General features: G+C 71.4%; 12 protein-coding genes. 6 read left to right on the top strand and 6 right to left on the bottom strand.

The features are described 5' to 3' along the window. Window positions 1–202 precede the first annotated feature (202 nt). The 4 genes from ACZ60E_RS17955 (at window position 203) to ACZ60E_RS17940 (ending at window position 4,999) form a co-directional block, all read left to right on the top strand. Window positions 203–1,525 (top strand): ABC transporter substrate-binding protein, encoded by a 1,323-nt coding sequence (locus ACZ60E_RS17955; RefSeq protein ID WP_384807894.1) that lies wholly within the window; start codon window positions 203–205, stop codon window positions 1,523–1,525. After that, complete coding sequence (locus tag ACZ60E_RS17950) at window positions 1,522–2,550, top strand: carbohydrate ABC transporter permease (protein ID WP_469441498.1); 1,029 nt, start codon at window positions 1,522–1,524, stop codon at window positions 2,548–2,550. Before ACZ60E_RS17955 ends, ACZ60E_RS17950 begins: the two co-directional genes overlap by 4 nt. Further along, window positions 2,547–3,464: a carbohydrate ABC transporter permease gene (locus ACZ60E_RS17945; RefSeq protein WP_384807890.1), complete on the top strand. Its 918-nt coding sequence runs from the start codon at window positions 2,547–2,549 to the stop codon at window positions 3,462–3,464. The genes ACZ60E_RS17950 and ACZ60E_RS17945 overlap by 4 nt, the downstream gene beginning before the upstream one ends. Before the next feature lie 104 nt (window positions 3,465–3,568). Further along, entirely contained in the window at window positions 3,569–4,999 is a 1,431-nt protein-coding gene (locus ACZ60E_RS17940; RefSeq protein WP_469441495.1) for a GH1 family beta-glucosidase, read from the top strand. 199 nt (window positions 5,000–5,198) lie between these two features. Here the strand turns inward: ACZ60E_RS17940 and ACZ60E_RS17935 are convergent, their stop codons facing one another. The 3 genes from ACZ60E_RS17935 to ACZ60E_RS17925 form a co-directional block, all read right to left on the bottom strand. Then, window positions 5,199–6,686, bottom strand: coding sequence for a glycoside hydrolase family 18 protein (locus ACZ60E_RS17935; protein ID WP_469441493.1), 1,488 nt, complete (start codon window positions 6,684–6,686; stop codon window positions 5,199–5,201). A gap of 136 nt (window positions 6,687–6,822) precedes the next feature. Then, window positions 6,823–8,292 carry a sensor histidine kinase gene (locus ACZ60E_RS17930; RefSeq protein WP_469441491.1) on the bottom strand — a complete coding sequence of 490 codons (1,470 nt, stop codon included), beginning with the start codon at window positions 8,290–8,292 and terminating at the stop codon, window positions 6,823–6,825. Beyond that, window positions 8,289–9,020, bottom strand: coding sequence for a response regulator transcription factor (locus ACZ60E_RS17925; RefSeq protein ID WP_107016065.1), 732 nt, complete (start codon window positions 9,018–9,020; stop codon window positions 8,289–8,291). Before ACZ60E_RS17925 ends, ACZ60E_RS17930 begins: the two co-directional genes overlap by 4 nt. Window positions 9,021–9,130: 110 nt before the next feature. On the opposite strand from ACZ60E_RS17925, the gene ACZ60E_RS17920 reads away from it, so the two are divergent. After that, window positions 9,131–9,694 (top strand): hypothetical protein, encoded by a 564-nt coding sequence (locus ACZ60E_RS17920; protein WP_469441488.1) that lies wholly within the window; start codon window positions 9,131–9,133, stop codon window positions 9,692–9,694. Window positions 9,695–9,780: 86 nt separating this feature from the next. Here ACZ60E_RS17920 and ACZ60E_RS17915 read toward each other — a convergent pair whose 3' ends face one another. Together ACZ60E_RS17915 and ACZ60E_RS17910 are read right to left on the bottom strand one after the other, a co-directional pair. After that, a complete protein-coding gene (locus ACZ60E_RS17915; protein WP_469441486.1) occupies window positions 9,781–10,641 on the bottom strand; it encodes a spermidine synthase in 861 nt (286 codons plus the stop codon). Between the two features lie 254 nt (window positions 10,642–10,895). Beyond that, window positions 10,896–11,276: a hypothetical protein gene (locus ACZ60E_RS17910; RefSeq protein ID WP_453792701.1), complete on the bottom strand. Its 381-nt coding sequence runs from the start codon at window positions 11,274–11,276 to the stop codon at window positions 10,896–10,898. Window positions 11,277–11,552: 276 nt separating this feature from the next. Between ACZ60E_RS17910 and ACZ60E_RS17905 the strand changes: the two genes are divergently transcribed. Continuing rightward, on the top strand, window positions 11,553–13,055 hold the full coding sequence (locus tag ACZ60E_RS17905; RefSeq protein WP_469441484.1) for a hypothetical protein: 1,503 nt from the start codon (window positions 11,553–11,555) through the stop codon (window positions 13,053–13,055). A 70-nt stretch (window positions 13,056–13,125) separates the two neighbouring features. On the opposite strand, the gene ACZ60E_RS17900 is transcribed toward ACZ60E_RS17905, so the two are convergent. Then, the gene (locus ACZ60E_RS17900) at window positions 13,126–13,722 is read right to left on the bottom strand and encodes a histidine phosphatase family protein (RefSeq protein WP_384807877.1); all 597 of its coding nucleotides are present in this window, start codon (window positions 13,720–13,722) and stop codon (window positions 13,126–13,128) included. Window positions 13,723–13,737 lie beyond the last annotated feature (15 nt).

Here is a 13,737-nt window from a genome sequence, read left to right as displayed (position 1 = left end):
ACTGAAGACACGTCTCTGCGTCCTCTCCCTTGACACCCCCGCGCCGAGCGACGAACCTTCAACACATCACCTGTGGGAGCGCTCCCACAGTACCTGACACATACACATCCCGCACGTTCCCCGCCCGAGCCGCAGCATGAACAAACGGGCCCAACAACGCAGTTGGCCGGGGGGTCGGCACGTCAGGCAACAGGAGGACGCAATGCGCACGAGTAACCGCGGGTCCCGCAGGCTGATGGCCCTCGCGGCCGTGGCCGCGCTGACGACGGGGCTGCTCGCCGGCTGCGCCGAGGACTCGGACGACGGGTCGTCGGACTCGGACGGCGGCAGCGGCGGTGGCAAGACCACGCTGACCATCGGCACTTTCGGGGTCTTCGGCTACAAGCAGGCCGGCCTCTACGACGAGTACATGAAGCAGAACCCCGACATCACGATCAAGGAGAACGTCACCACCCGTACGGACGTGTACTGGCCGAAGACGCTCACCCGTCTGCAGGCCGGGTCCGGTACGGACGACATCCAGGCGATCGAGGTCGGCAACGTCGCCGAGGCCGTCCAGACGCAGGGCGACAAGTTCGTCGACCTCGGAAAGGACGTCGACAAGTCCCAGTGGCTGGACTGGAAGACCGCGCAGGCCACCACCAAGGACGGCAAGACCATCGGGCTCGGCACCGACATCGGTCCGATGGCGGTCTGCTACCGCAAGGACCTCTTCAAGGCGGCGGGCCTGGAGACGGACCGCGTCAAGCTCGCCGAGCAGTGGAAGGGCGACTGGTCGAAGTACGTGGCCGTCGGCAAGGACTACATGAAGAAGGCGCCCAAGGGCACCAAGTTCGTGGACTCCGCCGCCTCGGTCTACAACGCGGCTCTCGGTGGCGAGAGCGAGCGGTACTACGACAAGGACGGCAACGTCATCTGGGACAAGTCCGCCGGGGTGGAGAAGGCCTGGGACGCCTCCATGGAGGTGGCGACCAGCAACATGTCGGCGAAGCTGAAGCAGTTCGACAAGCCGTGGGACCAGGCCTTCGCCAACGGCGGCTTCGCGACGGTGGCCTGCCCCGCGTGGATGCTGGGCTACATCCAGGAGAAGTCCGGTGACTCCGGCAAGGGCAAGTGGGACGTGGCGGCAGCGCCCACCGCGGCCAACTGGGGCGGCTCGTTCATCGGTGTGCCCACGGCGGGCAAGCACCAGAAGGAGGCCATCGCGCTGGCGAAGTGGCTGACCGCCCCCGAGCAGCAGGCGAAGGTCTTCGGCAAGCAGGCGAGCTTCCCGTCCACCCCGTCGGCGTACGCGAGCCTGAAGCCGCAGGCCGCCACCACGACGTTCTTCTCGGACGCGCCGATCACGCAGATCTTCTCCGACTCGGCGAAGACCATCCCGACGCAGATCTTCGGCGTCAAGGACCAGCCGATCAACACCGCGATCTCGGACATCGGCATCCTCCAGGTCGAGCAGAAGGGCAAGACCCCGGACCAGGGCTGGGACGCGGCCACCAAGGAGATCAAGGACGTGCTCGGCCAGTGACCAGCTCCAAGCAGGCTCTCGCGCGAACCGCGCCGAGCGCCGACGCCGCGCCCGGCTCCCAGCCGGGCGCGGCGCGCCGTGCTCAAGGTCGTGGTACACCGCCCCCGGGCCCCGGCTCGTGGCGCAGCCGGCTGTACCGCTGGGACATGAAGGCGTCGCCGTACGCGTTCGTCGCCCCCTTCTTCATCTTCTTCGGGGCCTTCGGGCTCGTCCCGCTGCTGTACACGGCCTGGTACTCGCTGCACAACGTGCAGCTGTCCAACCTGGACCAGCAGACCTGGGTCGGCCTGGACAACTACAAGAACCTGATGTCCTCGGACTTCTTCTGGGGGGCACTGCAGAACACCTTCACCATCGGTGTGATCTCGACCGTGCCGCAGCTGGTCATGGCGATCGGCATCGCGCATCTGCTCAACTACAAGCTGCGGGGCTCGACCCTGTGGCGGGTCGTGATGCTCACCCCGTACGCCACCTCGGTGGCGGCGGCGACGCTGGTGTTCGTCCTGCTCTACTCGTGGGACGGCGGCATGATCAACTGGCTGCTGCACTTCGTCGGGGTCGACGCCGTCAACTGGCGTGAGTCCACCTGGGGTTCGCAGTTCGCCGTCTCCTCGATCGTGATCTGGCGGTGGACCGGCTACAACGCGCTGATCTACCTGGCCGCGATGCAGGCGATCCCCGCCGACCTGTACGAGTCGGCGGCGCTGGACGGCGCGGGCCGCTGGCAGCAGTTCCGCCATGTGACGATCCCGATGCTGCGGCCCACCATCCTGTTCACGGTGGTCGTCTCCACGATCGGCGCGACGCAGCTGTTCGGCGAACCGCTCCTGTTCGGCGGGGTCAGCGGCTCCAAGGGCGGCTCCGAGCACCAGTACCAGACGCTCGGCCTGTACATGTACGACCAGGGCTGGATCATCGGCAACCTCGGCAAGGCGTCCGCGATCGCCTGGACGATGTTCCTGATCCTGCTGATCGTCGCCGCGGTCAACCTGCTGATCACCCGACGGCTGAGGAAGTCCCAATGACCACTAGCGAACTGACGGCCCCTCAGGCGCCGATGGACGCGGCCGAGAAGGCCGCCCGGGACGGCTCCGGGCGCCGCCGGCTCATGGGCGCGGGCAAGCAACTGCACGCGGGGCCCCTCACGTACGTCGTCCTGGCGGTCTTCGCGCTCGTCTCGCTGGCGCCGCTGCTGTGGACCGTGGTCGCGGCCTCGCGCACCAACCAGCGGCTCGCCGAGACCCCGCCGCCGCTGTGGATCGGCGGGAACCTCTTCAAGAACCTGCAGAGCGCGTGGGAGGAGGGCGGCCTCGGCACCGCGATGGTCAACAGCACGATCGTCGCCGGCACCATCACCGTCGGTACGGTCCTGTTCTCCACGCTCGCCGGCTTCGCCTTCGCCAAGCTGCGGTTCAAGTTCTCGAACGTCCTGCTGCTGCTGACCATCGGCACGATGATGATCCCGCCGCAGCTGGCCGTCGTACCGCTGTACCTGTGGATGAGCGAGCTGGGCTGGTCCAACCAGCTGCAGACGGTCATCCTGCCGACCCTGGTCAGCGCCTTCGGTACGTTCTTCATGCGGCAGTACCTGATCCAGGCGCTGCCCAGTGAGCTGATCGAGGCGGCGCGGGTCGACGGCGCGAGCAGTCTGCGCATCGTGTGGCACGTCGTCTTCCCGGCGGCGCGGCCCGCGATGGCCGTGCTCGGCCTGCTGACGTTCGTGATGGCCTGGAACGACTTCCTGTGGCCGATCATCGCGCTCAACCAGCAGAACCCCACCGTGCAGGTCGCCCTCAACTCGCTCGGCACGGGCTATGTGCCCGACCAGGCGGTGATCATGGCGGGCGCGCTCCTCGGCACCCTGCCGCTGCTCATCGCCTTCCTGCTGTTCGGCAAGCAGATCGTGGGCGGCATCATGCAGGGCGCGATCAAGGGCTGACCCGCGCCCCGCGCCGACGGGGGCGAGCCGCCGCCGCCTCGCCCCCGCTCCCCGACCTCACATTCCCCGGTCTCCTACGACCTTCCTCCCATGGGAGCGCTTCCATGCCCGAGTCCGAAACGCCCGTGACCTTCCCGCCCGCCTTCCTCTGGGGCTCCGCGACCTCCGCGTACCAGATCGAGGGGGCGGTGCGGGAGGACGGACGTACGCCCTCGATCTGGGACACCTTCAGCCATACGCCCGGCAAGACGGCGGGCGGTGAGAACGGCGACATCGCCAACGACCACTACCACCGCTACCGCGACGACGTGGCGATGATGGCGGACCTCGGCCTGACCGCGTACCGCTTCTCGGTGTCCTGGTCCCGGGTGCAGCCGACGGGCCGCGGGCCCGCCGTGCAGCGCGGCCTCGACTTCTACCGCCGCCTCGTCGACGAGCTGCTCTCGCACGGCATCAAGCCCGCGATCACCCTCTACCACTGGGACCTCCCCCAGGAGCTGGAGGACGCGGGCGGCTGGCCCGAGCGCGACACCGCGCTGCGCTTCGCCGAGTACGCGCAGATCGTCGGCGAGGCACTCGGGGACCGCGTCGAGCAGTGGATCACGCTCAACGAGCCCTGGTGCAGCGCGTTCCTCGGGTACGCGTCCGGTGTGCACGCCCCCGGCCGCACCGACCACGAGGCCTCCCTGAGGGCGGCGCACCACCTCAACCTGGCGCACGGCCTGGGCACCAAGGCCCTGCGCACCGCGATGCCGGCCCGCAACTCCATCGCGGTGAGCCTCAACTCCTCGGTGGTCAGGCCGCTGACCCGGGACCCCGCCGACCTGGCGGCGGTGCAGCGGATCGACGACCTGGCCAACGGCATCTTCCACGGCCCGATGCTGCACGGCGCGTACCCGGAGACCCTCCTCGCCGCGACGGCCTCGGTGACGGACTGGTCGTACGTGCGCGACGGCGACCTCGCCCTGATCAAGCAGCCGCTGGACGCGCTCGGCCTGAACTACTACACGCCGACGCTGGTGTCGGCCGCCCCGGCGGACGCCTCGGGACCGCGCGCGGACGGCCACGGGGCGAGTTCGTCCTCCCCCTGGCCGGGCGCGGACGACGTGGCCTTCCACCAGACGCCCGGTGAGCGCACCGAGATGGGCTGGACGATCGACCCGTCGGGCCTCCAGGACCTGATCATGCGCTATACGCGGGAGGTGCCGGGCCTGCCGCTGTACATCACGGAGAACGGCGCCGCCTACGACGACAAGCCGGACCCGGACGGCCGCGTCCACGACCCGGAGCGCATCGCCTACCTGCACGGACACCTGCGCGCGGTCCGCCGCGCGATCGCCGAGGGCGCGGACGTACGCGGCTACTACCTGTGGTCCCTGATGGACAACTTCGAGTGGGCGTACGGCTACGGCAAGCGCTTCGGCGCGGTGTACGTGGACTACGCGACGCAGGCGCGCACCCCGAAGTCGAGCGCCCTGTGGTACCGCGAGGCGGCCCGCACCGGCGAGCTGCCGCCGGTGAGTCGGGCCGAGTGACCGAGTAGACGCCCCTCCTGGGGGAAGCGGGCGGGGGCGGGGCGCGGCACACGGTGAGGGGAGTGCCGCGCCCCGCGTACGCGTGCACGCGCGCCCCGGCCGGGTGGGGGGAAGGCCGGCCGGGGCGCGCGACCCCCGCGCGGGCATGACCTCCTGCGGGGGCGTTCGGGGGTACCGCTCACGTGGTGTCAGCGGGGGCTCACTTGTAGGCGGCGAAGGCCTTCGAGAAGGCGTTCGCGTCCTGGAGGACCGAGCTGCAGGTGGCGTCGGCGGTGGGCTTGGTGCCGCCCGCGCACTGCTTGTCGCGGGTGGCGGACCACAGGGAGAGCCAGCCGAGCCCCTTCGACTTGGCGAAGGCCACGAGCTGGGTGGCGTCCTCGACCTTGAAGATCTCCGACGCGACGTCGTTGACGCCGATCATCGGGGTGACGGCGACCGCCTTCCAGGCGGCGGAGTCGGAGAGCCCGAGGACGCCCTTGATCTGCGCCTGGGTCGCGGTGGCGGCCTGCTCGGCGTAGGTGCCCATGTCGTCGCTGTAGGCCGGTCCGTAGTCCATCGCCATGATGTTGACCGTGGCGATGCCCACGCCGTTCGCCTTGGCGTCGGCGAGCAGGCTCACACCGTCCTGGGTGAGGCCCTCCGGCATGACGGGCAGGGTGAACGAGACGTCCAGGCCCGGGTGCTGGGCCTGCAGCTTCGCGATCGCCTGCGCCCTGCGGGTGTTGGCCGCCTTGTCCGGGAGCGCGCCGCCCTCCACGTCGAAGTCGACCTTCGTCAGGTCGTACGCGTCCACGGCCTTGCCGTACGCCGCCGCGAGGGCGTCCGCGGACGAGCAGTTCAGCGCCAGCTCGGAGCCGGACGCGCCGCCGAACGAGACGCGGACGTCACCGCCCTTGGCCCGGAGCGCGCCGATCTGCGCGGCGACCGCGTCGCCTGCGAGGTCCGTCACCCCGCCCCACTTGGGGGTGCAGCCCCCGCCGTCCGTGACGAACGCGAGGTTGTACTCCTTCACCCCGGTGGCCGCGGAGTGGGCGAGCAGGTCGAAGGCGGGGTAGAGCGAGGTGTCGACGTAGGGCGCGAAGCCTGCGCCGGCGGCCGTGCCGCCGCCGGTGGTCCCGGAGGGCGTGGGGGTGGCGGTCGGGCTCTTGGTCGCGGTGGCCGTGGCGGTCGGCGTGGCCGTCGGGGTGGCGGTGGCCTTCGTCGGTTCCGGCGACGGGGACGAGGTCTGCGTCGGGCGGCCGGTGGGCTCCGGTGTCGCGCCGTCGTCCACCGAGCACTTGGCGCCGTCGACGAGACAGCCGGTCGGGTCGCCGGAGCCGCGCACCACGAAACCGACGGTCACCGACTCGCCCTCGGCGAGCCCGTCCTTGTCCCAGGACGGCGGCTTCACGGTGACGTGCCGGCCGCTCACCTTCGACTCGGCGTTCCACAGCGAGCTGAGCTCGGCGCCCGACGGCAGGTCGAACTCCAGCGTCCAGTCCGTCTTCGCACCGGCGCTGTCGTTGGCCACGACGTACTGCGCGGTGTAACCCGTCGACCAGTCGCTGGTCTTCGTGTACGCGGCTCCGACGCCCGCCGCCTGTGCCGTACCGGAGAACATGAGCGCCCCGCCGCCGACCACGGCCGCGGCGACCACGCCGCCTATCGCCTTGTTCCTGCCACTGGCCATGCGCCGGTGCGTGCTCATCGCGTGCCTGCCTTCGCCGTACGGAGCCCCGGTTTCCCGCGAACGGGACCGAGGGTGGGGGTGCGGCAGCACGCTAGCGAGCCGGAAACCGGCAAAACGCCTGATCCGGACGGGGCTTGTGGTTCTTAGGGTGCGCTTAAGGAAGGGATCGGGAACGGTTAAAGGTCGAGACCAATGCGGCGGGCCTGCGCCGTCGCACCGAGCCCCGGTGACCGCGCCGCTCGGGCTCGCGCCCGTCCAGCTGGATCCAGATCCTGACCTCGGTGCCGCCCAGGACGGACCGGCCGATCCGCACGTCCCCGCCCGTCGACTCCGCGAGCCGGCTCACGATGTCCAGACCGAGCCCGGTCGAGCCGTCGGCGCCGGAACCGCGGCCACGGGCCATCGCGGCCTGCGGGTCGGCTATCCCCGGGCCCGCGTCCGAGACGAGGACGATCACCGCGTCCTCGCCGTTGTGCACGTCGACCGCGAAGGCCGTGCCCTCGGCCGTGTGCCGGAACACGTTCCCGAGCAGCGCGTCGAGCGCGGCGACGAGATCGGCGCGGGCCACGGGTATCCGTACGGGCCGGTCGACCCCGGCCACCCGCACCTTGCGTCCCTCGTCCTCCGCGAGCGCCGACCAGAAGTCCATCCGCTCCCGGACGACCTCGGCCGCGTCGCAGCCGACGCCGACTCCGATCGCGGCGGTCTGCGGCTTGGCGTCCCGGGCCGTGCGGATGATCGTGTCGACCTCGCGCTCCAGCTGGGCGACGGCGGCCCGGGTCTGCTCGGCGGCGGGCCCGTCACCGAGCGAGGCCGCGTTCAGCCGCAGCACGGTGAGCGGTGTACGCAGCCGGTGCGAGAGGTCGGCCGCCAACTCCCGCTCATTGGCCAGCAGTTGTACGACCTGGTCGGCCATCGAGTTGAAGGCGACCGCCGCGAGCCGCAGTTCGGTCGGCCCCTCCTCGGGCACCCGCACGCCCAGCTTCCCCTCCCCCAGTTCGTGCGCGCTCTCCACCAGGCGCTGCGCGGGCTGCACCATCCGGACGCCGAGCCGGTCGGCCACCGCGACCGAGCCGACGATCAACGCGACCCCGACGCCGGCGAGGACGGCCCAGGCGGTGCCCAGGCCGTTGCTGACCTCCGCCTCGGGGACGTACACCTCGACGACCGCGATCGCGCCCGAGCTGAGCGCGACGGGCTGCAACAGCGTGGAGCCGCCGGGTACTTCGGTGGTGGAGGCCCGGCCCAGCTTCCGGGTCGTGGCGATGTCCTTGTCGGCGGCGCGCTGCCGCCCGATGTCGACGGCCTGCTGCTTCCCACCGGAGCCACCGGCACCACCGGTGGCATCGGTGGTGCCTCTGCCGCCACTGTCACCGCTGCCGCCGCCTGCGGGGATGTGCACGGCCATGCCCGCGTCCGACGCGGCCGAGGCGACGACCCGCTCCAACTCGGCCCGGTCGGTGGTGATCGAGAGCGCGGGGGCGATGGCCGCCGCCTCCCGCTCGGCGTTCGAGAACGCGCGGTCCCTCGCCATCTCCCTGATCACCAGGCCCAGCGGAACCGCGAACGCCACCACGACCATCGTGGTGACGGCCACACAGACCTTCACCAGCGCCCACCTCATCGCGCCGGCTCCGTGCCCGCCGGACCGCGCAGCCCGCCCTGGCCCGGCGGCTCCAGCTTCACGCCGACCCCGCGCAGGGTGTGCAGATAGCGCGGCCGTGCCGCCGTCTCACCCAGCTTCCGCCGCAGCCACGACAGATGGACGTCGATCGTCTGGTCGTCCCCGTAGGACTGCTGCCACACCTCGGCCAGCAGCTCCTTGCGCGCCACGACGACACCGGGCCGCCCCGCGAGAAAGGCCAGCAGGTCGAACTCGCGCCGGGTCAGGTCCAGTCGTACGCCGTCCAGTTCGGCCTGGCGGCGCAGCGGGTCGATGGCGAGGCCGCCGACCCTGAGCTGGGGCGAGGGCGGCGGCTCGGCGGCCGAGGACCGGGCCCGGCGCAGGACCGCCGCCATCCTCGCCGACAGGTGCTCCACCGAGAACGGCTTGGTCAGATAGTCGTCCGCGCCGTCGTTCAACAGCCGGACGATCTCCGTCTCGTCGTCCCGCGCGGTCGCCACGATCACGGGCACGTCGGTGATGCCGCGCAGCATCTTCAGCGCCTCCGACCCGTCCAGGTCGGGCAGGCCGAGATCCAGGATCACGACGTCGAAACGGAAATGGGCGACCTCACGCAACGCCTCAAGGGCCGTACCGACACTGCGCACCGTGTGCGCGGCCTCGGTCAGATGCCGGATGAGAGCGGAGCGTACGAACTGGTCGTCCTCGACCACGAGCACACTTGCCATGCGCCGCACCGTACGCCAATCCGGCGGACCGGGTCCTGGGCCTGTGGACAACTCCCAGGCCTGTGGACGGGCGGGACACGGACGGGGCTCGTGGGGCAGGATGGCCCGCGATGCGCAGAGGACTCGTACACGTACTGGCTTGGTCGCTCGCCACGGGCGCGGCGGTCACGCTGTCGTGGTGGGGTGTGCACTCGGTCATGACGGGCACGGCCTACGATCCGCCGCGGGCCCTGCCGATCGCGGCGGACGGGACCGCGCAGGGGGCGAAACCGCTGTCGTCCTCGACGAGTCGGCCGGAGTCCCCGGCGGGGTCGGCGGCCTCGCCGTCGAAGAGCCCGTCGCCGCATGCGAGCGGTTCTTCTCCGGCCGCGCCCTCGGCTTCATCGTCACCGTCGGCGTCGGCGTCGCATTCGAAGCCGGCGAGTGCGACTTCGCCGAGCGTGGGGGCCTCCGGTGAGGTGAAGAGTTACGACACCGACGGAGGGCGGGCCGTCTTCGACCTCGGGAAGACGTCCGCGTCGCTGGTGTCCGCGACGCCCGCGTCCGGGTGGTCGATGCAGGTGTGGAAGACGGAGACGTGGATTCGGGTGGAGTTCTCGTCCGGGGCGGATCGGGTGTCGGTGTTCTGTACGTGGCACGACTCGGCGCCGCGGGTCGAAGTGAACGATTACTGAGGGTTCTGACTCCGACTGCGGGTCCGGTGGGGGCTGGTCGCGCAGTTCCCCGCGCCCCTGAAAAACGGGCCCGCTACGCCTTGGCCCTACCGGAAAACTGATGGCGGAGGCGCGGGGGACGCCACTGCCGATGCGTCCGTCACCGGGGCTGCTCCGCCGGTGAAGTCCCTCAGTTGCTTGCCGTGTTCGACCCTGGCGGGGTGGGGGTCGGAGGCCGCTCGGCGGGTCAGTTCCGCGACCGGCAGTGGCTGGTCGGAGGCGACCAGGACCGCGTTGCCGAAGCGTTTGCCGCGCAGGACCGTGGGGTCGGCGACGAGGGCGAGTTCGGGGAAGACGCCGGCCGCGGTGGCGATCTGGCCGCGCAGATGCGCCAGAGGCGGACCGTCGGCGAGGTTGGCGGCGTACAGCCCCCCGGCCTTCACGACCCTGCGCACCTCGGTGAGGAACTCTCCGGATGTCAGATGCGCGGGCGTGCGCGCCCCGCTGAACACATCGGCGATGACCAGGTCCGCCCAGCCGTCCGGCACCTTGGCGAGCCCTTCGCGTGCGTCGACGGACCGCACCCGGATCCGGGCGTTCGGGTCCAACGGCAGTTCGCGCCGCACCAGTTGGACGAGCGCCGCGTCCCGTTCGACGACCTGCTGGGTGGAGCGGGGGCGGGTGGCGGCCACGTACCGGGCGAGGGTGAGGGCGCCACCGCCGAGGTGCACGGCGTGCACGGGCCGGCCGGGCGGGGCGACGAGGTCGATGACGTGCCCGAGGCGGCGCTGGTACTCGAAGCTCAGATAGGCCGGGTCGTCGAGGTCGACATGCGACTGCGGGGCCCCGTCGATGAGCAGGGTCCACCCGCGCGCCCGCTCCCGATCGGGCAACAACTCGGCAAGCCCCCCGTCGACCTGTCCGACAACGGCCGCACTCACCACACGCCGGTTCTTCCCCTTACCCATCCCCCCATTATCGACCAACCGAACGAACCCACCTCAGCACCGTCCCACCCAAGGACCGCGGGGAACGGCACAGTCTTTTGCCTTGGGGGCGCGGGGAACGGCGCAATCTTTCGTCGTGAGGGGGCGCAGCCCCCAAGGGGCGCGGGGAACGGCGCAGTCTTTTGCCCTTAAGGGGCGCGGGGAACGGCGCGACCAGCCACAACGAACCCGCACCCGACAACGAGACGCCCAGCCCCACAACCCCCCGGCCCACCTCAACGGCAGTTGTCCGCCGCCTCGATCAACCGAGCCGCCTCCCCCAACGCCGCCCGCAACACCGCAGGGTCCGTCGCCAGCTCCGCCTCGCCCGGCGGCAGCAGCCAGTCCGACCCCTCGACGGGCGGCTCGGGCGGCGCCAACCGCACCCCCCGCCCTTCGGTCCGCGTACACGTACTGCCGGGGACGTCCCACGCGGAAGCCGTACCGGGCGGCACCAGAAACCCCAGCGTGTCGCAGTTGTCGTCGTGCAGAACGGGCCCGACGGCCTCGGCGGGAGCACCCCGCCGCAGAATGTCGACGGCCTCCAGCCCCTGCCGCGCGGGCACGGTGACAAGGTCACAAGGGTCCCCGCGGCCTTCGCTCTGCCTGGTCTCCATCCTGGCCTCCACCACGGAACCCCTCCTCGATCGAGCACACCACATGGTTCAACGCTGCACAGCGTCAACGGCTACGGCGAAACTCGGCCGCAAAGGATGGCAGTTCATGGCAGATCAGGGATGAGATATCCGTTTTGTAGCCAAACCCCGTGTGGTCGACTCATCACAGCGGGTACGTTCGTGCCCGCCGGAAACACAGGTGCGGCCCGATCGCTCGCATGATCGACTCGCTCCGGTTCCGGCATGGTTCGACGGTTCGCGAGAGAGGGCCCGGCCATGGCGTCGTCACCGACGACCTCGTCGTCCCAGTCACCTCGACCACCTCGGCCGCCACGGCCGAACCTCGCTTTCCGGCGCCTGCGCGGACAGCGCTCGCCGGGCGAGTTCGCCGCCGCCGTGCGGCGGGCGGCCCTGGAGATCGACGAACGGGTCAGCTGCGACGCGCGCTACATCGGGCGGGTCGAGGCGGGCGAGATCCGCTGTCCCAACTACGCGTACGAACGGGTTTTCCTGCACATGTTCCCCGGCCGGACACTGACCGACCTGGGCTTCGTGCCCCGTTCGGCGGTACGTGGACGGGGGGCGCGCACCGCCGAGGTGGCGCCCGCTCCACGCACCACGAGCCCACTGTCCGCCCCGCATGAGACGAACGGGGCGTACGAGCCGTATGTAACGGCACACGCGCCGCATGCGTCGTACGCCCCGCACGACCCGTACGGCCCGCACGAGATCGACGATCAGAACCACGAGGAGAGCGACGTGCAACGTCGCGCATTCATGAGCGGCGGTACCGCCACGGTGGCGGCCGTCTCACTGGGCCCCTGGGGGCTCGCGTTCGGCGGCACGGCCGAGGCCGCGCCGCGTTCCGTGCGCCGCGCCGGCGAAGCCGAGGCGGGGGCACTGGAGGACGCCGTCCGCAAGATCCGCGTACTGGACGACCGGCACGGCGCCGACGGGCTGTACCGGAGGGCGGCGGCTCCACTGCGGGCCGCGTACGCGCTGCTGGACGCCGGCGCCACGCGGCAGGCGACCGCCGACCGGCTGCACACCGGGGCCGGTGAGCTGGCCATCTCGGTCGGCTGGCTGGCGCACGACTCGGGGAGGTTCGACGACGCCCGCTCGCACTACGCGGAGGCGCTCGCGACGGCCCGGGTGGCCAGAGACCCGGCCCTGGAGGCGCACGCCTTCTGCAACACGTCCTTCCTCGCCCGGGACGCGGGACGGCCCCGCGAGGCGGTACGGGCGGCCCAGGCGGCGCAGTACGCGGCGCGCCCCCTGGGCTCGGCCCGGCTCCTGTCGCTGCTCTCGCTGCGTGAGGCGGGCGGCTGGGCGGGGCTGGCCGACCGGACGGGCTGCGAACAGGCACTGACACGTGCGCAGGCCCTGTACGGGCGGGGCCCCTGCGACGCCGATCCGGAGTGGATGAGCTTCTACGGAGACGCCGAACTGGCCGGCCTGGAGGCGCAGTGCTGGTCGGCGCTCGGCGACTGGCAGCGCGCCGCCCACCAGGCCCGCCGGGCGACCCGGCTCCAGGACCCGCACTTCACCCGCAACCTCGCGCTGTACACGGCCGAGCTCGCCGACGACCTGGCCCGCGCCGGGCACCCCGACGAGGCCGCCGCGGCCGGGCTGCGCGTCCTGGACCTGCTGGACGAGGTCCAGTCGTCCCGGGTGCAGACCATGCTGGCGGGGACGGCCAGGGTGCTGCTGCCGCACCGCCGCGCCTCGGGGGTGTCGGACTTCCTGGAACGGCACGGGGCCCTGCCGCGACCTGCCTAGACCTCGACCGGGCCAGGCCGTGACCGGGCTACGGGCTACGGGCTACGGGCTACGGGCTACGGGCTACGGGCTACGGGATCAGGTGGCCGCAGTCGTTCCAGGTCTCGATCGCGGGCTCTCCGTAGGCCCAGCCCAGGACCGAGAGGGACGTGGGGTTGAGGCGGACCCGGGCCGCGAAGTCGATGTCCAGGCCGAGCCAGCGGGCGCCGATCGACCGCAGGATGTGGCCGTGGGCGAAGACCAGCACGTCACGCTCCCCGGCGCGGACCCGCTCGACGACCTCGTCCGCGCGCGCGGAGACCTCGGCGAGGGTCTCGCCCCCGGGCACACCGTCCCGCCAGATCAGCCAGTCGGGGCGGTCGGCCCGGATCTCGTCGGGCGTCAGCCCCTCGTACGCCCCGTAGTCCCACTCCATGAGCGCGTCCCAGGGGGTCGCCCGGCCGCCGAACCCGGCGATCTCGCACGTCTCACGCGCGCGCACCAGCGGGCTGGTGAGGACCTCCGCTCCGGAGAGCCCGTCCAGCGGCGGCCGGTGCAGGCGCTCGCCGAGCAGTTTCGCGCCGCGTCTGCCCTCGTCCAGGAGGGGGATGTCGGTCCTGCCGGTGTGCTTGCCGGACAGCGACCATTGCGTCTGTCCGTGGCGGGCCAACAGGATGCGCGGTGCCATGAAAGGGCCTTTCGG

This window comes from Streptomyces sp. NPDC102514, from assembly GCF_055584525.1.
This window is presented reverse-complemented; position numbering and strand designations above follow the sequence as displayed.

What these genes read in the sequence shown, in the direction of transcription:
- ACZ60E_RS17955 (WP_384807894.1), top strand. Translation starts at nt 203, where the DNA reads ATGCGCACGAGTAACCGCGGGTCCCGCAGGCTGATGGCCCTCGCGGCC.
- ACZ60E_RS17945 (WP_384807890.1), top strand. Translation starts at nt 2,547, where the DNA reads ATGACCACTAGCGAACTGACGGCCCCTCAGGCGCCGATGGACGCGGCC.
- ACZ60E_RS17940 (WP_469441495.1), top strand. Translation starts at nt 3,569, where the DNA reads ATGCCCGAGTCCGAAACGCCCGTGACCTTCCCGCCCGCCTTCCTCTGG.
- ACZ60E_RS17935 (WP_469441493.1), bottom strand. Translation starts at nt 6,686, where the DNA reads ATGAGCACGCACCGGCGCATGGCCAGTGGCAGGAACAAGGCGATAGGC.
- ACZ60E_RS17930 (WP_469441491.1), bottom strand. Translation starts at nt 8,292, where the DNA reads ATGAGGTGGGCGCTGGTGAAGGTCTGTGTGGCCGTCACCACGATGGTC.
- ACZ60E_RS17925 (WP_107016065.1), bottom strand. Translation starts at nt 9,020, where the DNA reads ATGGCAAGTGTGCTCGTGGTCGAGGACGACCAGTTCGTACGCTCCGCT.
- ACZ60E_RS17920 (WP_469441488.1), top strand. Translation starts at nt 9,131, where the DNA reads ATGCGCAGAGGACTCGTACACGTACTGGCTTGGTCGCTCGCCACGGGC.
- ACZ60E_RS17915 (WP_469441486.1), bottom strand. Translation starts at nt 10,641, where the DNA reads ATGGGTAAGGGGAAGAACCGGCGTGTGGTGAGTGCGGCCGTTGTCGGA.
- ACZ60E_RS17910 (WP_453792701.1), bottom strand. Translation starts at nt 11,276, where the DNA reads ATGGAGACCAGGCAGAGCGAAGGCCGCGGGGACCCTTGTGACCTTGTC.
- ACZ60E_RS17905 (WP_469441484.1), top strand. Translation starts at nt 11,553, where the DNA reads ATGGCGTCGTCACCGACGACCTCGTCGTCCCAGTCACCTCGACCACCT.
- ACZ60E_RS17900 (WP_384807877.1), bottom strand. Translation starts at nt 13,722, where the DNA reads ATGGCACCGCGCATCCTGTTGGCCCGCCACGGACAGACGCAATGGTCG.